The 21,513-nt window shown below is 50.3% G+C and carries 15 protein-coding genes and 1 pseudogene; all 16 read right to left on the bottom strand.

Annotated features, from left to right (window positions below):
• Positions 1–611: 611 nt before the first annotated feature.
• Entirely contained in the window at positions 612–2,924 is a 2,313-nt protein-coding gene (gene tamL, locus NQ492_RS06465; RefSeq protein ID WP_015547088.1) for a translocation and assembly module lipoprotein TamL, read from the bottom strand.
• Positions 2,921–7,606 (bottom strand): translocation/assembly module TamB domain-containing protein, encoded by a 4,686-nt coding sequence (locus tag NQ492_RS06460; RefSeq protein ID WP_015547089.1) that lies wholly within the window; start codon positions 7,604–7,606, stop codon positions 2,921–2,923. Before NQ492_RS06460 ends, tamL begins: the two co-directional genes overlap by 4 nt.
• Before the next feature lie 636 nt (positions 7,607–8,242).
• Positions 8,243–8,974, bottom strand: coding sequence for an SDR family NAD(P)-dependent oxidoreductase (locus NQ492_RS06455; RefSeq protein ID WP_044054332.1), 732 nt, complete (start codon positions 8,972–8,974; stop codon positions 8,243–8,245).
• 198 nt (positions 8,975–9,172) lie between these two features.
• A complete protein-coding gene (locus NQ492_RS06450) occupies positions 9,173–9,559 on the bottom strand; it encodes a WbuC family cupin fold metalloprotein (RefSeq protein ID WP_015547090.1) in 387 nt (128 codons plus the stop codon).
• Between the two features lie 2 nt (positions 9,560–9,561).
• Positions 9,562–10,529: pseudogene (locus tag NQ492_RS06445) on the bottom strand (MraY family glycosyltransferase).
• Positions 10,526–11,638: a glycosyltransferase family 4 protein gene (locus NQ492_RS06440; protein WP_044054333.1), complete on the bottom strand. Its 1,113-nt coding sequence runs from the start codon at positions 11,636–11,638 to the stop codon at positions 10,526–10,528. Before NQ492_RS06440 ends, NQ492_RS06445 begins: the two are co-directional and overlap by 4 nt.
• Positions 11,639–11,846: 208 nt before the next feature.
• On the bottom strand, positions 11,847–12,722 hold the full coding sequence (locus tag NQ492_RS06435) for an NAD-dependent epimerase/dehydratase family protein (protein ID WP_015547092.1): 876 nt from the start codon (positions 12,720–12,722) through the stop codon (positions 11,847–11,849).
• Complete coding sequence (locus NQ492_RS06430; RefSeq protein WP_015547093.1) at positions 12,719–13,153, bottom strand: dTDP-4-dehydrorhamnose 3,5-epimerase family protein; 435 nt, start codon at positions 13,151–13,153, stop codon at positions 12,719–12,721. The genes NQ492_RS06435 and NQ492_RS06430 overlap by 4 nt, the downstream gene beginning before the upstream one ends.
• Positions 13,150–14,250, bottom strand: a complete 1,101-nt coding sequence (gene rfbG / locus NQ492_RS06425; RefSeq protein ID WP_044054334.1) for a CDP-glucose 4,6-dehydratase — start codon at positions 14,248–14,250, stop codon at positions 13,150–13,152. The genes NQ492_RS06430 and rfbG overlap by 4 nt, the downstream gene beginning before the upstream one ends.
• 4 nt (positions 14,251–14,254) lie before the next feature.
• On the bottom strand, positions 14,255–15,028 hold the full coding sequence (gene rfbF / locus NQ492_RS06420; RefSeq protein WP_259873971.1) for a glucose-1-phosphate cytidylyltransferase: 774 nt from the start codon (positions 15,026–15,028) through the stop codon (positions 14,255–14,257).
• Positions 15,025–15,897 (bottom strand): beta-1,6-N-acetylglucosaminyltransferase, encoded by an 873-nt coding sequence (locus NQ492_RS06415; RefSeq protein ID WP_083810206.1) that lies wholly within the window; start codon positions 15,895–15,897, stop codon positions 15,025–15,027. Before NQ492_RS06415 ends, rfbF begins: the two co-directional genes overlap by 4 nt.
• A 466-nt stretch (positions 15,898–16,363) precedes the next feature.
• On the bottom strand, positions 16,364–17,401 hold the full coding sequence (locus NQ492_RS06410; RefSeq protein ID WP_015547097.1) for a polysaccharide biosynthesis protein: 1,038 nt from the start codon (positions 17,399–17,401) through the stop codon (positions 16,364–16,366).
• 3 nt (positions 17,402–17,404) lie between these two features.
• Complete coding sequence (locus tag NQ492_RS16200; protein ID WP_316929256.1) at positions 17,405–17,851, bottom strand: DapH/DapD/GlmU-related protein; 447 nt, start codon at positions 17,849–17,851, stop codon at positions 17,405–17,407.
• 220 nt (positions 17,852–18,071) lie between these two features.
• Positions 18,072–19,292 (bottom strand): glycosyltransferase, encoded by a 1,221-nt coding sequence (locus NQ492_RS06400; protein WP_015547098.1) that lies wholly within the window; start codon positions 19,290–19,292, stop codon positions 18,072–18,074.
• Positions 19,293–19,294: 2 nt separating this feature from the next.
• On the bottom strand, positions 19,295–20,056 hold the full coding sequence (locus NQ492_RS06395) for a glycosyltransferase family 32 protein (RefSeq protein ID WP_015547099.1): 762 nt from the start codon (positions 20,054–20,056) through the stop codon (positions 19,295–19,297).
• A gap of 310 nt (positions 20,057–20,366) precedes the next feature.
• The gene (locus tag NQ492_RS06390; RefSeq protein ID WP_015547100.1) at positions 20,367–21,452 is read right to left on the bottom strand and encodes an EpsG family protein; all 1,086 of its coding nucleotides are present in this window, start codon (positions 21,450–21,452) and stop codon (positions 20,367–20,369) included.
• Between the last annotated feature and the right edge of the window lie 61 nt (positions 21,453–21,513).

Raw genomic sequence — 21,513 nt, 5'->3', positions numbered from 1 at the left:
TGATGGTTGATGGGAAGCCAACAGAATCTACCCGGACTTACTGAAACAGCGATGACGGATGGGATGATGAACGTGTGTTTACAGAGGCATTCGGAGTTTCGGGAGGAGTCGTAGTCATATTGGCTGTTTTTGTTCTTTCAAAGGGGTAATCTGAACAAAAATGCAGATCGGAATTTGTGCGGGCAACTACAACCTTAACCCTTGGGTTTGTTTTCGTATTGAAAATTGTATTCTCGTAAATTCGGTATTATATGGCAGCTGCAAGCTGTCTCTTCTCCGTGCATTTGATGCTTGCGGAATGGCCGGATAACCCGGGCGCTCCGCCGCGTTCCGGACCGGATGGTCGGAATGGTATGCGCAGATGTCCGGACGGGACCGGTTCGTCCGGAACAGCCGCTGTCCGGGGACGAAGGGGCATGGCGCAGGTGCGGCAGCGATGCGGCATGCCGCCGGGAATGGCGAAAGGGATTTCTGCGAACGGGAAGTGACGGCCGCGATTTCTGCGGACCGGAAAGGATCGAAGGGACGGATGCGGACGCCGAAGGGCGGCGCGTCCGGAGGCCTTTGGCGCGGGTATGGCGGCGGGCGTCCTGCCTTGCCGGAGCGGACGTTTAGAACGGATACCCGATGGCCAGGTGGAATCCGAGACCGTCCTTGAAACTGGAAATGTTGTAGTAGCCCTTCTTGTCCGGGTTCGGATAGGGGGTGTGCAGGCCGATGCCGAGGTCGGCGCGGATGACCAGGTAACTGATGTCGTAGCGCAGTCCGAAGCCTGTTCCCAGCGCGATGTCGTTCAGGAAGCCTTTCCATTTGAGTTCGGCTCCGGGACGTTTGGGGTCTTTCTTCAGCAGCCAGATGTTTCCGGCGTCGAGGAAGACGGCTCCGTTGAGCCGCCCCATGATGCCGAAGCGGTATTCGATGTTGGCTTCCAGTTTGAAGTCGCCCGTCTGGTCGAGGTAGCCGTTGCGGTCGTCCGCGGGCGGGCGGTAGCTGCCCGGGCCGAGCGACCGGATGGTGAAGGCGCGGATGCTGTTGGCACCGCCGATGTAGAACTGTTCGCTGTAAGGCATCACCTCCGAATTGCCGTAGGCGTAGCCCGCGCCGACGAGGAGACGCGTCGCCAGCCAGTTGTTGCGGCGGCCGATGCGGTGGTAGAACTTCACTTCGCTGACCTCCTTGACGAACTGCGAAAAACGGTTGCCGAAGAGGGTCTGGGGCTGCCGCTCGCCGAAGGCCCGCAGGATGCCCGAAAGCAGGTTGCCGGCCGACGTGACGCTGTTCTGCCAGTAGAAGCGCCGGTTGCCCGTGGCGCCGTAGGTTCGCTCGAAGGTGTAGGTGTAGTTGATCGAGGGCACGAACTGGTTGCGGAAACTCATGGCGATGGCCGGATTTTCGTCCATCGTCCGGTCGAAGGAGTCGGTCGTGTGGAGCAGTTTGTTGTAGGTGAGCTTGAAGACCGTCAGCGAATGGCGGCTGTACGGGGAGGTCTGGAAGTTGTAGCCCGCCGAACCGCTGAAGGCGATCAGCCGGAAGAAGCTGGGACGGTTCATCAGGTCGACGCCCAGCTGGAACGACGTGCTCCCCGGGTATTTCTGCCGGCGCGTCATGCTCCGGGGCAGCAGCAGCCTCGGGATGTCGAGGTTGGCGTTCAGCCCCAGTTCGTAGGAGTTGAGCCGCGAGGAGCGTCCCCCGGAATTCTTGTTGCCCGTCTGCCATTCGTAGGAGCCGTTCAGCTTCACGGAGAGGACCTCGCCGCCGTGGAAGAGGTTGTTGTTGCTGACCCGGAAGGTGACGCCCGGGCCGATGAAGCTGTTCGACTTCGAGGTGACGTCGGTCTCCAGGGCCGCCTCCAGCGGGTAGTCGAACCGGGCGTCGATCTCCACGTCGAGCGTGTCGGAGCCGCGCAGCGAGTCGAGCGGCGTGACGCTCAAGTTGACGGAGCGGAAGATCCCCAGTTTGTTGAGGTCGGTCTGCGTCCGGTTCTGGGCGTCGACGGTGAAGAGCTGCCCGGGCCGGAGCGTCAGGGCGCGGGACAGGACCCGGGGGCGGATTTTCAGCGGCCGCTGGGCGATGACGGTCGCGTCCGGCAGGCGCAGCGTATCCGCAGGGCCGGGTTTGATGTTGGTCAGGCGGACCGTGACGTCGCCCACGCGGTAGGGCATGAGGGCCGCCTGCGGAACGTTCGGCCGGAGGTTCAGGCGCAGGGCGACCTGCCGTCGGCCGGCGGTCGTGTCGGCCAGGTACTCCATGTATTCGGGACGGAAATAGTAGTAGCCCCGGTTGCGGAGCAGCTGGGAGATGCGTTTGCGCTCGAGCGTGAGCGAGTCGAGGTTGTACTGCGCCCCGACGCGCAGCAGGGAGGTGGCTTGCAGGCTGTCGATCAGCTGTTTCAGACCCCCGCCGACCTGCGGATAGGCGATGGACGAATAGTGCCATGCGGGTGCGATGCCGAGCGTGTACCGGACTTTCGCCTTGCGGCCGCGCTTGCGGTAGAGCAGGGAGTCGGCGGCGCGGGAGCCGAAGTACCCGTAATTTTCGAGGACCTGCTCGGCGACCTTCGTGCGCAGCTGCGGCTGTACCTTGGAGATCAGCACCGGCTGTTTGGCCAGCCGCTTGTAGAACCAGTATTTGAATCCTTTCTCCTTCGGCGTATAGAGGTAGTTGTAGGCCCACAGCCCGACGGGCAGCGGGGTGCGGAGGTAGGGGCTGTAAAGCGGATTGTTCGGTGCGACCGACAGCGGTTCCTTCACCGCCGACTCGGCCGCCGGAGTGAGCACGACGCCCGAATCCGGCTCGATGAGGATCTTTTTCACGCCCGTATACAGCACCTCGTCGCTCCCCAGCCGCCGGGTGGTGGAGCAGGAGGCCGCCAGCAGCACGGCGCAGAGGGGCAGAACGATGTTTCGGATGCGCTGCGGACTCATTTTCTCGGTTTTTTGGTTTTGGGACGCATCGGCTTGAACAGGTCGCCCAGCCGCGACAGTTTCTTGCGGATGACGAAACCCACGCCCGTTTCGGTGATCTCGCCTTCGAGGATGCTCTCGTAGCCCGTGTGGCGGAAGACTTTCAGGTACATGTTGTCGCGTTTGGTGAGCATGTATTCCAGCGAAATGTCGTCGATCAGGTTCTCCTTGAGGTTCTGCGACGGGTCGGCGTCGGTGCTGAACTTGCCGCCGATGACCGCCCGCACGCGGTTGTTGAAGAGGTTTTTCGAGAGCCGGTAGGAGTAGTCGGTGCGCTGGCCGTTGGGGTCGTCTTCGCCGTGGGAGTCGATGCCGAAGGAGAGGTCCACGCCCTTGAGGTTGTTCTGCGCCCATTGGTTCAGCTCCTTCTGGATGAACGTGTTGAGCGGATTCTCGGAGCTGACTTTCGCGGTCGTTCCCGGGCCGGTGTAGGTGTTGTAGATCAGCAGGTTCATCGCCTGGTTGGCGCGCTGCTCGGCCGTCAGCGAGTTCAGCTGGTTCTGCATGGCGAGGTCCTCGGGGGCCGCCAGGCCGAAACTGATCGCCAGGTCGTTGAGCGAGTTGCGGATGTTGATCGAGATGTCGAAATTCACCGGCCGGGAGTCCTGCCCGTCGGAGGAGACGTTGGCCCGCACGGTCTCGACGGCCGTGATGTTGAAGGCCGGGTCGGCGATGTCGCCGATCCATTCGACGTAGCTGTCCGGCGTGATTTTGAAGATTTTCTGCGAGATGACGGGCGGGTTGTAGCGCACGCTTCCGCCCGAAAGCACGTATTTGCCCGACAGGCGGACGTCGCCCAGCGGGTTCATCGTGTAGGTGAGGTTGCCGCCGCCCCGGAGGTCGATCCGGTTGCTGCCGTCGGCCGAGAGGTCCACGGCGGCCTGCACGTCGTTGTTGATGTCGACGTTTATAAGCACGTCCATGCCCCCGATGCGTACCTCCTGCGGCGTGTCGTCCGGGGTTTGGGTGTCCAGCTCGCTGAACGAGACGAACGTCACGACATTCTGCGGGCGTTCCTTCACGTCCATCGGCGAGTCCTGCATGACGTAGTTGATGTCCGTGCCGCCCAGCAGGGCGACGTTGCCGCGGACGACGAGTTCGTCCACGGGACCTTTGGTCGTGGCGCCGAGGTCGAGATAGGCCTTGCCGTAGACCGCCGTGCCGGCCTTGCGGGCCACGTCGACGAACTGGAAATCCGAGGCCCGCAGCGCGAGGTCGGCCGTCATGCGCCCGAAGTCGGCGAGGCTGACCTCGCCGCCGACGGTCAGCGCGCTTTTGTTCGGGGCGTAAACCGCGTATTCGTCGAACAGGATGCGGCTGCCGGCGATGCGGATCGTGTCCGCGGAGAGGCCGAACGACGTGCCGATCATCGGGACGCGGACGTCGGTCCCGGCGAACCGCACGCCTCCGTCGAGTTTCGGCCGCTCGGGAGTGCCGCCCGCGTGGACCCTGGCCTGAAGGCTGCCCGAAAGGCGGAGCAGGTCGGCGGGCAGGAAGACGTTGGCCCGCTGCAAGGGGAAGCCCGGGACGGTCACCGTCAGGTCGAGCGGGCTTTCGCGCCCCTCGCGGCAGTCCCCCTGCACGGTCAGCACCTCGGCTCCGTCGAGCGTCAGACGCGCGTCGGCGAGGTGTCCCCGGTCCTGTTTGTAGAACAGCCCGAGGTCGACGCTGCCGAAACGCTGTTTGTCGTAGGTCAGCTCCGCCACCGAGACCCCGCCCCGGAGGGAGAGGCTGTCCGCCGCGAGATTCAGCGTCAGGTTCGCGCCCAGCACGCCGTCGACGGGCGGGGCCGAGGGGAACAGCCCCAGCGCCGGACCGACGTTCAGTCCGGCGATGTCGAGGCGGATGTCGTCGTCGGCGTCGCCGCCCGGGGTCGTGCGGATCGCGAACCGCTGGTCGCCGTGGGTCATGTCGAGGTCGGCCTCCACGCGCTTGTCGAAGCGGTATGCGAGGTAGTTGCCGCGATTGACCGTCCACGGCTCGAAACCGAACAGCGGGTCGGGAGGCGTCACGCTCGCGCGGACCAGGCTGTCGGTCCACGTCACGTCCAGCCCGAAGCGGAATCCTTCGCGGCCGGCGCGGTTGCGCTGGTAAAGGTTCGCCTGCCCGGTGTTCCGCACGAGGTGGCCGTACAGTCCGGCCCGGGCGATGTTGTCGAGGTTCTCGGGGGCGTTCGCCAGCCCGAGGGCGTATTCCAGCCGTTTCCCGTTCTGGCGGATGTCGGCCGTCACGGTGTCGAGGACCACGTTCCCGTAGGCCAGTCCCTCCGTGCGCAGGCGGATCGAAACGGGCAGCGAGTCGCAGTTCGCCCCTTCGGCGTTCAGCGCGTCGAAGGCGATCTTCCGGGATTTCAGCAGGCTGTTGAGGATGTTGTCGGGACCCGCCGAGACCCGCAGGGCGAAGTCGGGGAGCGCGGGTTTCAATTGCTCCATGTCGATGCTCTGCGCGTCGATCTGTCCGGCCAGCGTCCGGGCGCTCCGGGTCAGCGCCGCGATCAGCGAGTCAGCGGATTGGGGCGTGGAGAACGTCAGCGACAGGTCGCCGGAAGCCGCTTCGGCCCGGGTTGCGGCCGAGTCGGTGTGCAGCGAGACGCTCGTCGGGCGGATGCGGTCCGTCCGGTGTTTGTTCCGGATTTCGATGCTGTCCAGCGCGATGCGGGCGGCATAGGCCCCCTTTCCGGCGGCGGATGCGGAGGCATCGAGGGCGAACGATCCGCCGATCGGCTCCGGGCTGACGCCCAGCGCGGCCAGGTCGAACCCGAAGACGCTGCCCGAGAGGCCGATGCGCTGTTCGCGTTCGGTCAGCGTTCCGGAGACGGACAGCAGCAGCCGGAGCGCCTCGTCGCGGTCGGAGATCCGTCCCGAAAGACGCTGGCTGTCGAGTTCTGCGTCGAGTTCGATGCCCCCGAAGTCGCGTCCGCCGAACTCCGCGCGGTCGATCTGCGCCCGGAGGCTCGTCCGGGTCCGGGGCAGCAGCGGGTCGAAGCCCGTGCCGCGGGCTTGCAGGGCCAGGTCGACGATCCCCAGCGAATCGGCCGGGAGGAAACTGTTGAGCGGGAAGCTGTCGGCCCGGATCGCGGCGTCGTAACTCTGTTCGCGGGGGTTGAACCGCCCCTTCACGGAAAGTTCGCCGCCGTCGGCCGAGAGTGTCGAAGCCGTCGAGAACGTCCCCCTGTCCGCCCCGGCGGAGCCGCGGAGCCGGATCAGGGCCGGAATCGCCACGCGCCTCCGCAGGACCGTGTCGGGGAGCAGCGCCTTGAGGAACGCAAGGTCCCGGAAGTCGCCCTCGAAGCGGGCTGACGCCTCCATCCGGTTGGCGTCGAGCAGGTTTTTCGCCGCGGCGTCGGCCTTGAGGTCGAGGTGTCCGGGCGACGAGATTTCCAGCTGCGTCTTTCCGAGGTCGCTCAGAGTTCCCGCCGCGGAGAACGATAGCCGGACGGTCCGGTCGTCCAGCACGGGCGGGACCGCCTCCGGGGAGAGGTATTTCAGGTCCTTTGTGTTCAGGTCGGCCGAAAGGGCGGCGTCGAGCGGCGAAGCCGGCTCCAGTTTCAGGATTCCGGCCCCGGCGGTGAGCTCCGCCCGGATTCGGGAGAAGGCGGTTTGCAGGTCGAGGCCGGAGAGGACGATGCCCGAGGCGTCCATGCCGAAACGTCCGGTCAGGTCGCGGACCGAAAGCCCGCAGCGTTCGGTGAACGCCGTCCGGCGGATTTGCAGCGCGATGTCGGCGCCCCGGTTGTACACCGAATCAATCGTGAGGTCGAGCGGCGCGAGGGCGATGAACGCCGGGTCGAACCCCGCGGCGGGACGGTGGCCCAGCCGGCCGTATTCGACGCTGTTGTCGGTCAGCGCGACGCGGCCGACCCGGACGGTCCATGGTGCCGACGCTTCGGTCGTCCCGGCGGAAGTCCCGCTTTCCGCTTCGGCCGGTCCGGTGAGGTAGGAGTAGGCGCCCCGGTCGAGCAGGACGCTTTTCACGGAGACCTGCTGGCTGTCCAGCAGCACCCGGCAGGTGTCGACGCTCCCGTCGGCCAGGCGGACGGAGAGTTCGGAGACCGCAGGGGAGGTCCGCATCCCGAAGGCGAGGCTCGAGACCGCGATTCTGTCGAGTCCCACCGTCCACGGCAGGGCGGCGGCGCTCTCCTTTTTCTCGGCGGGAGCCGCTTCGGTCAGGTTCAGCCGGATGTCCGCGTCGGCGAGAACGAGCCGGGAGATGCCGGCCGTGTTGGCCGAAAGATCGGCGCGGACGGCTTCGAGGGACAACTCTCCCGCAGCCAGGCGCAGATCCATGCCCGCCAAGGTGTCCTTGTAGTGGGCGGCGACGCGTTCCAGCGCGAAGCTCCGGATGACGACCTCTTTGCGGATCAGCGGCCACAGGGCGGCGTCGAGCGAGAGCCTTCCGCAGCGAAGGAGCGTGTCCGTCCTGTCGGCCAGCAGGGTGTTGTCCACCGTCAGCCGCAGCGGAAAGGCGAGGCGGATGCGTTCGACGGAGACCTCCATGCCGAGCGTCCGGGAGGCATAGGCGACGGCCCGTCGCCGGGCCAGGTCCTGAACGGCCGGAACATAGAGCAGCGCCGGGACCAGCAGCAGGACGAGGAGAATGACGAGCAGCGTCCGGAGCGTATGTTTGAGAATTTTTTTCAGCATTTGTGGAAACAGCGTGTTTCGGAATCCGGCAAAAGACAGGCCGTCGGCCTGTCTTTTGCGCGTGCGTGTTTGCGGCAAAGCGGCAAAATCGCCGCAAATTACAAAAAAAACGATGATCCGTCAATGGAACGCGCCAAAACAAACGGGCCTATTCGAGGCATATCCCGGCGTTCTGTCCGGTCTGTCCGGCCGGAAACGGAGGAGGCGCCGGGGACGGCGGGGACGGTGGGGACGATGGGGCGGGAAGCCGGAGCGGCTGTCGCACCGGGCGGGTCCGGAAAAAGAAAAACGTCCGGCCTTGTAGCCGGACGTTTCGGTGCAGTTCGCTGTCATTGAGCGTCTCCTGGCGGAGAGAGAGGCTCTTCTGGTTGAAAATTAAGTATTTACCTCCCAATAAAATTCGAACCCGAATTTTTTGCGTTACCGAATGGCTCTCGCTGAATTTCCGCGTTGCTCCCTGTTTTGCATACGGTATTGCAAAAATAGGTAATAAAATGAACAATCCAAACTTTTTGCCGATAATTTTTTTCTCTTTCCTGGTGGCGGAAAAAAGTGTATGAAAAGCACAAAAAAAGACGCCCCGGAGCGGAGATTCCCGGGGCGCTTCTTGTTATTATATATTAGGTGAGTCGATCGCTATTCCGGGTAGATCATTCGGATGGTGGCACCGCCGTCGATTGTCAGAGTCTGCCCGTTGAGAAAATCGTTTGCCTCGTCGCACAGGAAGAGGCAGGCGCGCGCAATGTCTTCCGGGGTTCCGACCCGCCCCGAGGGGTGGAAGGCGTGATCCTCGGGACGCAGCTGCTCTTCTTCGCGGACGTGGATCCAACCCGGGGCTATGGCATTGACCGTGATGTGGAGCGGAGCCAGGGAGACGGCCAGCGAATGGGTCAGCGAGTAGATGCCGCCCTTCGAAGCGGAGTAGGCCTCGGTTCCGGCCTCGCTCTGCAGGTAGCGGGTCGAGCAGAGGTTGATGATGCGGCCATAGTTGTGGTTGCCGTTCTGCTGGCGGTGGAGCGCCAACTGGCGGGAGGTGATGAAGACCGGGCGCAGGTTGGTGGCGATGACCCGGTCGAACTCCTCGATCGACAGTTCGGTGAGGGGCTTGAAGGGGCTGATCCCGACGTTGTTCACCAGGATGTCGATGTCGCCCCAGGTCTCGAAGAGCTCCCGCATGCATCTTTCGAGGCTGACGGCATCGGTAACATCCAGCTGACAGAACCGGGCTCCGGTTTCGGCTGCGGTTTGGGCACTGAGGACGGAATCGATGTCGCAGAAGACCACTTCATCACCTTGTCGGGCAAAGGCCTCGACGATACCCTTTCCGATTCCGTGGGCACCGCCCGTAATGAATACGCGTCTTTTCATGGTTTTCGGATTTTTCCACAAAGATAGCGCAGGCCGGTCACCGGAACAAAACTCTGTCGCCGATTTTTCGGTTAACGAGCCGTGGAGTACGGTTGGTAGGGGAGGAAGTTTCGGGGTTTTGCGGGGTGTTGGATATGGAATATGGATACGGCCCGAAAGATTATTCTTCCGGGCCGTATAACGTGGATGAGTTGGGATCTATAAAACGTCCTCGGGCGAGATGGGCTTATAGGTTCCGTCCTTGGCTTCGAAGATGACGGCAGGCTCAATGACAACGAGATTATGCCAGGTACCGGCCGGAATATCGACGCCATACATTCCGTTTCGAGGATCGAGGTGGAAGCGCTCGATCTCACGGCGATGATCATCGTAGAACATTACGTCGATCTTTCCACGCAGCAGAAGTTGGGTCTCGGATGTCGTAGGATGCCGGTGAATTGGTAGCACGGTGCCGATCTCCAACGCATTCAGCATCCGTTGCGATGTGTCGTCCGTAGAATTTCGCATGTCGCGGTTCATGCGGAGGCGTTCCGAGGTTCGGGCCAATGCCGCTACCTCGTCCAGAAGTTTATTGTCGATAAGCATGATTAGGCTTGTTTGGATTTCAGATAGGCTTCATGCAGTGGGTAGTATTTCCTCATGAAGAGGAGATAGGCGAAGGTCAATAGTAGCAGAACGACTATTGCATAGATCCAATGGTTGATCGGCAGCAGGATCAATCCAAAAGAGATTGCGAGCTGAATGACCATATAGATGGAGGATACCACAACATGAGGGATTCTCAGTTCGTTGGCCATCAGTTGGTAGGCATGTTTGCGATGAGCCTGTCCCAGATTTTCGTGCAATAGGATTCGATGGCAGATTGTCAGTACGGAGTCTACACCATATAATGCCAGGAAAAGAATATAGGTGAAGTCTCCAGTCTGCAGGATCAATCGTCCGAGGGCAAAAATGACGATAAAGGCAATGCTCAGAGACCCCACATCGCCTGCAAAGCATTTGGCTTTCTTCCGGAAGTTGAAGAAGCAGAAAACCAGCAGGCTTAAACTTGCGACATAAAGGAAATTCGGATCGATGAACGGCGTTTTCGCATTGATGAAGATCAAAGGCAGCATGATGGCTAAAGAGTACCCTCCCGTAATTCCGTTGATTCCATCCATGAAGTTGTATGCATTCGACACTCCGACACACACGATCAGGGCAATGAGAATGATCCACCAACTTTCCCAATTCAGAATTCCAAATTGCTGGAACATCAGGAACATGGCGATAAATTGCACGACCAAGCGAATGCTGTCGGGTAAAGAGTGAATGTCATCGATGAAACTGATGATGGCAACCAGGGAGAGACCTGTCAGGAACCAAGGGTATTGTAATCCAAAGAATGCGGCATAAAGCCAAGCTCCGAACAAGAATATGATTCCCCCCCCCGGAGTGTGATACTTTTGTGAGAACTCCGTTCGTTGGGTTTGTCGATGATGTTGAATCGATCTGCTATGCGGAAATATACTTGCTCGATTAAGAATAGAATAATAAATAAAATCAAATAATTCATATTTTCATAATCTTCATTATATCTGCATTCACCTTATTTACATCGAAAATATTCTCAGCCATTTTGCGACTTTCCTTCCCGAATGAAGCTGCTAGATTTTCGTTGTCAAGAATCTGCACAATTGCATTTTCAAGTGCATCTACATCTTTCACAGGAACGAGAAAACCATTCTTGCCGTTGACAACCGTTTCGCGACAACCTGGAGCATCCGATGTGACAATAGGACGTCCCATAGCCATTGCTTCCAAAACTGATTTGGGAGTACCTTCATGGTAAGACGGTAACACATACACGGAACATTGTTTTATATAAGGACGTACATCTTTTTGTTCGCCAAAATATTCTATAATTCCATTATCAATATAGGGTTGAAGTTCTTCTACAGTAATTGCACTTGGATTTGTATCAAACGGGCCTACGAGTATACAACGAGTCTCTGGTCGGTTGATTTTAAGTTTCTTAGCCACAGAAAGATACTCCCGAACTCCTTTGTCGGCTATCAGACGCCCGATATAAAGAATAGCTTTCCTTTCTGAGGGAAGAGGACTTTCAATAAATTTTGATACATTAACCCCTGATCCATGGACAAGAGCGGTTTTTTCTTCTGATACCAGACCGAGTCTTACTATTTCATCCTTGTCGTCAGAGTTTTGAAAAATTACCTTGCATGAGTTCCTAAATGCCAATGAATATTGAATGTTTAAAACGCACTTAATTATCTCATTCTTCAATCCTTTGCTTCTCAAAATAGAACCTAGTCCTGCCATCATGGGATAAACCTCGATGTGCTTATCAACAATACGCGCTGCAAGAGAGCCGTAAACAATTGTCTTGGCTTGATATGTAAATATCTTATCGGGTTTGATCTCTCTAATCAATTGTGTTAAAGCCCCAAAAGTCTTGATGTCGGCCAGTATATTAAGCCCATTGCGACTTACGGGAATTTGTCTATATGCAATTCCCTCTGCTGCAAACTTGTCACCCCATATATTTTCAGATTCTTGTCCTACGGCGACAATTGAAGCGCCTGTTTTTATAAATGCACGCATCATATCTATCCGAAACCAAAATAGACTCGGGGTATGAGATGATAACACTATAATTTTCATGATTTATGACAAAAAGATAAAACCTAAGATATAGCGGAATAGTTAAAGTGATCTCTATATACTATATGTGTAACTGAACAATAGATTTTTTGGCCATATAAATTAATAGTTGAAGGCTACACGACTAAAGGAAATCATGAGGTATAAACATCAATATTGTCGTGACGTCTCCAACAAATTATGCGCTCTCTTTGTATTGAAATAACTCTCAATCAAAGTTTGAGATGAATAGTTTAATTCCTTGTGCAATTGTTATTTGAGGAGACCAGATCTTGTACGGTGCTGTATGTGTAGGGGCGCAGGCATACATTATGTCTGTATCTCTATATGGACGTCCGCCCCATTCTATGTTACATTTCTTAGAACTTATACGTTCAAATATCTCCACAACTTCCCGCAATGTGTAGGTTCTTCCTGTGCCTAAGTGAATAATGTCGCCCGATGTGAATTTTTGCGCATGCTCTATGGCTGAGATATAAAAATTAGCGACATCTTCCACATGAATAAAATCCAGCTCCTGCAATCCGGGAGTCATTTTTACCGGTTCAACAGCATCCATCGAATCCACAATATAATCAAATAAGCGCTTCACGGTCGATTTGCCGCCATACACTGAATATGGCACAGCCGTGATGTATTTTAGGTTATGGTGATTTGCATAGAATCGAAGAAAAACATCGAATGCACTTTTTGATGCAGAATAAAGATATGCATCGTTTTGCGCATACTGAGAGAACGAACCTGTGTTTATAAATAGTTTTATTCCATTCAAATGAGAGATAAATTCCAATAGCCGTACTCCAAATAATATATTGGAGGATATCAATGGCTCAATTACTTGTTCACCTTCGTCCGATGTGTTGTATGCTGCCAAATGTATAATGTACTCAGGATTAAATCTATTTATGGCCGCCTTGTCAACTCCCCTGCAGCACTCAATGTTTTGGACTATATTGTATATGCTCCGAAATTTCTCCGTATTTTGTACAATACATAGTATTCGACTTTTAGGAAAATGTGACAGTAGTTTTGGGACCAATACTGTTCCTATAAATCCTGTGGCTCCTGTTATGAGTATGTTCATATAAAATCATATTTTATTGCCGAAAGATCAAGTCTGTCTGCTTCATCAGGATCATGTGGCTCAGGAATTATATCCATCAACATTGCAGTGTCGTTGCTTGCGCAGTAGAATGCCATCCATAGTCCGGGTGGTACCGTCAGACGCTGATAATTGTTGTTCCTAGATAAAACAATATGCTCGAACTCTCCATAAGTGGAACTGCCTGGACGATTATCATACAACACAAAACCAATTGCTCCGTTGACCGGTATTATGTTTAACGTCATGCGCTTGTGGCGTTTCCACCCTTTGATTTCTTTGGGGTGAATTTCGGAGAAGTATGCCTCCCCAAAACCGCTATACACAGCATCTGAGGATTTAAGCGCATAAAATATATCACCTTTTGTGACGGAGATACGCTTCAGAGGCGCAAGTATAACTCCTTCAATCATAAGGCCCAAGCAAGTTTTTGCTGCGCAGCTGCGGCAGTGTATTTATCAATTTGTTCCATTGTCAGTCTGTATAAATCAGACGATTTGTCTATGTAGTAGGCTCTGTACCAGTCAGCAATAAAGTCTACACATTGGTCATAGTTAAGCGTTGAATGCCAATTGAGATAAGCAAGAGCTTTATCGCAATTTAATTTGAGAAGTGTTGCTTCGTGAAAGGGCACATTGCCCGTAAGTTTCACAGTCGAGTCCGGGTTAAGTCCCCACAAGGAAGAGAGATCCTGAACCAACTCCAAAACTGTTTTGGACTGTTCTGCCCTTGGCCCGAAATTGAATGCCTCTCCATTTTCACATTTCCCTTCGGATAGATATTGACCAAGTGTTAGATAGCCACTTAATGGTTCCAATACATGCTGCCATGGACGAGTGGCTTTAGGCGATCTGATTTCAACACAGTTGCCTGTTGAGAATGCCTTCACACAGTCCACAATAATGCGGTCTTTAGCCCAATCACCTCCTCCAATTACATTCCCGGCGCGGGCAATACCAAGACGAATATTCGGCATGTGTTTCACAAATGAATGCCACCAGCATTTTAATACAAGTTCTGCGGCGCCTTTCGATCCGGAATATACATCCTTGCCTCCCATAGAATCATTCTCACGGTAGCCCCATATCCATTCAACGTTATCATAGGCTTTGTCTGAGGTTATGATTACACAAGTACATTCCCAATCAATCTTTCGGATTGCCTCCAATACAACAGCAGTTCCTACAGCATTTGTTGTCAATGTGTCTAAAGGTTCTGCATACGATGTTGAGACGATGGCCTGAGCCGCAAGATGGAATATGAAGTTAGGGCGAACTGACTGAACAAAATCGTTGAACATTACTCCATCGCGAATGTCTCCATTCTTATGATTGACCTTTTTGTCGAGACCAATGGTTTCGAACATTGACGGATTTGAGGGAATGCCATCGGCATAGCCGTAAACTTTTGCTCCAAGCGAGATGAGCCATGTACTTAACCAACTGCCTTTGAATCCGGTATTTCCGGTAACAAGGACTCTTTTTCCTTGATAAATATTATTGAAAGCCATTATATTACCAACATTTCCAGGGAGCATTGCCTTGCTCCCACAGTTTATTTAATTCTTTGTTGTCATGCAGTGTATCCATAGGGCGCCAGAATCCAAAATGCTTGAATGCATGTATCTGACCTTTTTTTACTAACCGTGCAATAGGTTGTTGTTCAAACATCTCATGGTCGCCTTCAAGGACATCAAAAATCTTAGGTTCGCAAACAAAAAAACCTGCATTTATCCAATTATTTCCCGTCTTAGGCTTTTCGATAAACCCTTTGACGTTTCCTTTGGTGTCAATATCCACAACCCCCAGTTTGCCTTGAGGCTGATAGACCGTCATTGATAATGTCTTACCCGCAGCCTTATGTGCAGACAAGGTTGCATTGATATCTATGTCGGCTACACCATCACCATATGTGAGGAAGAATGTTTCATCTCCAACGTATTCCTGAACACGCTTTAAGCGACCACCGGTGAGAGTGTTGAGTCCTGTATCTACTAGTGTTACTCGCCATTTCTCGCTGTGTGTGTTGTGAATCTTCATCGTGTTCTCTGTCAGATTGAATGTCACATCACTATTGTGAAGAAAGAAATTTGCAAAAAATTCTTTTATCACATACTGCTTATAGCCGCAACAGACTATAAATTCATTTATACCGTAGTGTGAATATATCTTCATGATATGCCATAGAATCGGCATGCCTCCGATTTCCACCATCGGTTTTGGTACCACATCTGTACGTTCGCTGAGGCGAGTGCCATACCCCCCCCCAGCAAAAATCACTGCTTTCATTTTTGTTTGATATGATTTATGATTCGTTGTATTATTTCGTTGTCAATATTTACATCAAATTTTCGAGCAAACATACAGTCTGAATTGATCAAATAATCAAAGTCGGAATTGCGCCAAACATATGGAGTTCCTCTTTGCCAATCAATCTCACGAAGTGCAGCCATTGGGTTATATTCCAGACTGTAGATTTTTGCCTTAAAATGAGAATTATAGAGTAATGTCTGAACTAATAACTCGGAAGGACAATACGTTCTTCGAAAAAACTTTCTAAAGATAGGTTCATTTTCAATGACATATTCTGCTGCTGCATGTGTAATACTCCACCAGTCTGCACCTTTATGAATCGTTCCATTGAACCCTTTGGCAAAATTTACCTTCAATATTTTCTGAATATTCAATAGGACTTTATGTGTATAAATCAACAATCTTTGTCTTATTCCAGAGGACGTTCGAATTGCATTTGCGAAGAAAAACCAATATCCAGCTCTCGTAACATCATATCGGGGATTAAAATTAACGAACTCGGAACCATTGTGGCATTCAAAGAAATCATTGAATTCTGCAGGAGAATGTAGTGGCAGATCCGCTCCCGAAATAATATGATAATAATCGTAATGACCTTTTAATGCCGTTGAAAGTAAAGACTTAATAGCCTCAACCTGTGAATAGTTGCAATATGTAACTTTAATACGAGGAACAATGATGACTTTTGATTCATTTGTTATGCCGGCAACAATATTATCATCCCAATCTAAACTGCTACTATTGATATGTAAGAAAATATCAATATGAGAGTTGTCGAGCAATTTGATTAATTGGCATAGGCCCTCATAATTGGCATGTGCCATTATCATAATAGCATGCTTCATCGTCTCCGAATATGTATGAACTCTTTTATTTTTTGCCGTTGACCATTATCAAGTGCAACATAAAATGCGATAAGTGAATATAATGTCAGAAAAATGACAGAAGAAACAATGAGACTCAGTAGATCTGAGTTAATGTGACGAGTGGCAAATATTAGAACTATTAATGCGGGGATTGCAGCCCCGAAACATCTCAGCAAGCTCTGAAATAAAAAATAAACTATATTAAACTCTGCAACTAAATGTTTAAATACTATGCAGTTGTGAATCAGGGTGATTATATGAGCAACCAGCATGACAATATAGCAATATTGGGCACTCAACCCTTGGCTAAAGAGTATATAGGTTGCAGGTAGGGTAAGTAAATATATTGTCCCGGCTCCGATACTGAGTTTTGCAATCTCTCCGGTAGCATGAATCCCATTGGTCACCACCGCATTTATCGTATTAACAACCCCCGCAATGAGCATTATCTTGCAGAACTCCACTGTATGATAGGAACCATCCCCAACCATAAATGTAGAACATACTCCAGGTTTATATAAAGAGGGATGGTACCCATTATCATAAGTAGTGTTGCTATACGTCCGGCATCATTCATCAGTTTTATCATTGTCTCTGAGTTCTTCCTGGCAAAAGCATTTATGATTTGAGGACGATAGGCCATTGTTACATTTCGTCCCAACCATGCCACTTGTGCGCTAACTGTTGTTGTTATGCCTCCTGCTGCATTGACAATTGCCCCGAAGAACATATTGATCAATATTGTAGCGCCTTGAAGCATGGAAGTATACGACACATTGCCAAACATATCCCAGGCGGAAAATTTCAACATAGGGAGAATGTTGGTTTTGTCGTGATGATATATGAATCTGCATGATTTGAATGATTTATATGAATAGAGCACATATGTTATAAATATCACTAAATGTGAAAGTAGAATTAAAGCTCCATATAAAACCAGTTGGTTTGTATCAGCTTTCTTAATGAGTAGAGCCGACGCGAGTTTGATAATTACAGATATAATTTCTATTACAGAATATACTCCCATTTTTTCGTAGGACAAAACCATCGCGGTAAATGGGACCTGTATTACCGTAATGATTGTTGTAAGAATCGTAAACTGAAAGATCCAGTTAGCAGCATCTATCAAATTGGGTGCAATATTCAATTTATTATTCAGAAACCATACGCCGATTATTTCCGCTAAAAATAGAAATATCAAAGCTATTGAAAACTGGATCATCATGGATGATGAGAACCTCTTTGCAATGGCATGATCCAATCCAATTCCTATGTCGAAATTTATATACCGTGAAATGGCCCCGCTCATTGTAGTATTCAGAAATGCCAGCATGGATGTAAGACCGCCTACTACAATATACACCCCATATCTTTCCTCGCCAAGTGCATTGATAATGACTCGGGATGTGTATAGTGATATCACTATCACTAAAATCATTCTGACATAAAGAGCCAGAGTATTTTTCGCTACTGTCGACACCATTAATTATTGTAGACGTTTTACCAATAACCCAAATCGAGATTCGCGTAAACGATTGTTCATCCGTTTTTTGTTGTCTGCACTAATAAACGGAAGTAGATACTCTCTGTCAAAGTGCAGACTAATGGAATCCACCTTTGACAAATAGGTCTCAATGTCCATTATTATTTTACATGGATTCCCAGCAACAACGGTATTATCTGGAATATCTCTGGCTACCACTGAACCAGCCCCAATCACCACATTATTTCCGATTGTGATTCCCGGAAGTATAATTGATCCAGCTCCGATGAAGACGTTATTGCCAACCATCACTCGACCAATTTTTGTCACATTCCTAAATGCTTGTGGAGAGGCATCGTGAGCTAGAATTGTCACTCTTGGAGCAATAGTGACATTGTCGCCAAACTCTATTAGCCAACAATGTCCAGGATCAATCCATACTTTATTCATTATGTGTAAATTCCGTCCCGTTTTCATGCCGCGTTTAACTAATGTGCTAACAGCGACCTCCCCCCGAAGTCTCTGTAAGATCCTTTTTATAAGTTGCATTCTCTATACTTTTGTTGTGTTAGAGTCGTATTTGTCCATATTGTGTTTCAGGCTAAGTTCTAAAACAACGAGTTTTATTTTATCTACATGTATTGATATTTTCGACGATATCAGTTAATTGTTAAAGGTTGGAAGTTGCTGTTGATACATCGAATCGAGAATATATTTTCTGGATCTCAGATTCGTTGCTAAAGTCATGAGCTGAACAATAACTGGCAAGGCTGTCAAGCCGAGTATGGTCAGCGAGGACCTGTGTGAGTGCCGTGGCAAATGATATAGTGTCCATTGGTAGTATAAGCCCATCAACACCGTTGTTTATTTGACTCGAAGCTGTATTGTAGGCTGTGACAATAACGGGTTTGCCGAGCATTTGTGCCTCACGGACCGTCACGGCCTTTCCCTCATATCGCGAAGGCTGTACATATACGTCGCAAGCATATATATATGGATAGGGATTACTCCGTTTACCTATAATCTGTACAACATTTTCGACTTTAAATTTTACCAAGTTGTCACGAATCTGTTGTTCGCTCTGTCCATAGCCTATTATGTACCATTTAAAAGGCGCAACCCCATTATCGAGCATGATACGACACATCTCCGGTATCGAATCAAAATTTTTCGGTTCTGAAAAACGACCTATTGAAAGAAGGTTTACATACCCCGGCTCATATGGTAATTCTGTGTATTCAGCCGCAAGTTTGCGTACAAGCGAAGTGTTCAGAATATTCTCTATGACTATGGACCGTGCTTTATAGTCGGGATAGTGATTATCAAATATTCTTTTGCAGTCGTCGGAGACATTGACAATATAGTCTATGGGATCAAACATTTTACGGTCAATCGAAGCATTTGCCACAATACGATCGTAATCTGTGTGAATCCATGTCATTTTTACTTTTGCGTCAACTTTGAAGGCAAGTATAGACGGGACACCTAGAAAATTAATCGCCAAATCGTAGTGCCCTGTAACCGTAGGGAGCAGAGGCCTCATAGTGTTATGGATAATTTGTTGGGTGTGCCATACATTATGGTTAACTCCGCGACGTTTCGAATGAATTCGTTCTACGTAGCGTGCCCACAAGCGTATGGCCGCTACTAGCAGTTGCCCTCGCTTTATTAAAGATGTTATAGGTGAAATGAAAAAGTCATATCTTTTATCGTATGGCAGAATCTTCACATGTCTATTTATCATGGGCATAAATTCACCAGAATGCTGACATAATAATAAATCTACATCATAGTTCCTGTAATCAATCGAATCTAACAGCCCTAGCAAAGCACGCTCTGCCCCTCCGATCTCCATAGATGGGTGAATTATAAGAATGCTCTTTTTATTCATAATTATATCTTTTTCCCTGTAATCTTCTGGAGAATCATCTTGATTGGGTGCGTAACCGATGTCCCAATAATTCGATGAACAAACCGAGAAAACGGTATGCGCCGACGAATACGTGCATCCATCCATGTTTTTGAATACCAATGAATGGTGCGAGTGTTCTCTGTTTTGTTAATACGTCCCGTACCGTCGTCTAAAGGATTAAACCAATCAGCGGGATATATCGTGACTCCTGCCACCTGCTGAATTCCTTGCACACACTGCAACCCCTGCTTCCTAAGAAGTTGACTGACATGATAAACGACCGTAACGCTTTTTATTCCTGTTGTAAATTCTGCCGTAGAGTAATAGTCAAGAATATCCTTATATAACGGCATGCCTGCAATTGCACCTAAACCAAGCCCAGCAGCCACAGCGCCACAAGGGTACTGTTGACTTTTGGCATCAGGGTTTAGTTCGAATCCCATAAATGGCCCGGCCTCTATTACATCATCCATAGGTCGAATAACCTCGACATCAGTATCAAAGTATATGCCCCCTTGCTTATAAAGGACATAGAAACGGGCGTAATCACTTACAAAGGCGTATTTGCCCACTGCATACGCATCAGCTGTATAGGGAATGACATTAATATCGAAGTTGTCCTCATTCCATTCGATGATCTCATAATCTGGGAGATATTTGCGCCACGATGCTATGCAGTGTCTCGCTTTATCTGGTAAAGGTTTGCGCCCGAACCAGCAATAATGAATCTTTTTAGGTATCATTAGTGAACAATTCTATTTAATTTCCGTCAAAGGTGGCAGGTGTTTTGGAATGTTTGCTCCTTGAAAATCAAAGATCTGGGTAATCCTTGAATCAATTTCACGGTATTTCAAAGAACGATCTTTATATCTTATCAAAAAGGATTCTAATCTGGCAAAGTATTCATCAGCCATTGTATTTTTATGAAAATAAAAAGTAGAGATTCTCTAAAAATCATGATCTGTACTTTCCCTTTTATCTGTAACGATATATTAATGTATCCCTCTCTTATTGTGACTCAACAGCAATGGAATTGCCTATTTGTCGGTATAATTAGCGCATTTTAAGTTGCAGGAAACAGAAAAATACCAAAAATAGAGTAAGTATTCCCCATTTGATAACGGCCCTTTTAGGCTTGGGAATAATATACATTAGTATGTAAGGCAGTGCGACATATGTAAATGGCTCAAAGTATGTTGCCATGCGACTGATGAAGTTTGCGCCACCATACATTGCCATAAACATAAACCCAAAACTGATTACAGCCATTTGTATGAAACCATTCATCAATGGGGTCGATTTTGCGTTGATTTGCTTACGATAACTAACCGAAAGTACAGGCGTGATTGCGAAGAATAAAATTCGCTGCCAGCTCACGCCATGTTCATTTGAAAACCAATTCGCATCATGCGAGTCACCGAACACAGTCTCCGTAACTTCAAGCATGGCGCCTAATATTTCTGATAAGAAATAACCGGCGATGCACATTGTAATTAAGATCAATATATTGCGCGTTGTCCACACCCTGTTGTTTATTAGCAAAGGTAAAGTTGCATACATGATTATATATGGATGTATCAGCATCATCAGTGCTAAAAGTGCATAATAGAGGATGTACCTTCTTTGCTGAATCAATGTAATTCCGATCAGTCCCACCCCCATAGCTATAGATTGTTTCCATGATACCATTGTAAAATAGAATAATCCAGATGTGATGGTCATGAACAGACTCATTGATAATGATGGTGAATAACGACGATAAAAGAGAACTAAGCATGTTTGTACTACAAGCCCTTCAAAAAAGTGGAATGTGGCGGGATCACTTGATATGTAACGTATGAACAGAACTTGTATGAAACCAAAGAGAGGGTTTGAACCGATTCCCTTCTCAAAAAGGCTCTTCCATGTGACTGTAGTAGGAATTAGCGAGTAATTTTCCCTGTAAACATAAACATCATTGGCTATGGTATTCGATGTGTAGAATGCCAACAATAAGATAGTGACACCGATCCATAACGGATTAATGATGCTCTTGTAATAGGTTGTATTGTCTGCCAATACTACTTTTTCTTTTCTCAAAGAAATAGAAGTAAGCGCTATCGTTGCTATTAACAATATCCAGAGAGAAAATAGCTCCATGCTTTTTGCAAATAAAGATCAAATGGCGTAATGTCTTTTACTTCCGTTCCCAATATTATTC

Origin of the sequence: Alistipes shahii WAL 8301 (genome assembly GCF_025145845.1) — a bacterium.
Taxonomy (GTDB): Bacteria; Bacteroidota; Bacteroidia; order Bacteroidales; family Rikenellaceae; genus Alistipes; species Alistipes shahii.
Note: the sequence above shows the minus strand (reverse complement) of the source record. Positions and strands in the feature narration are given on the sequence as shown.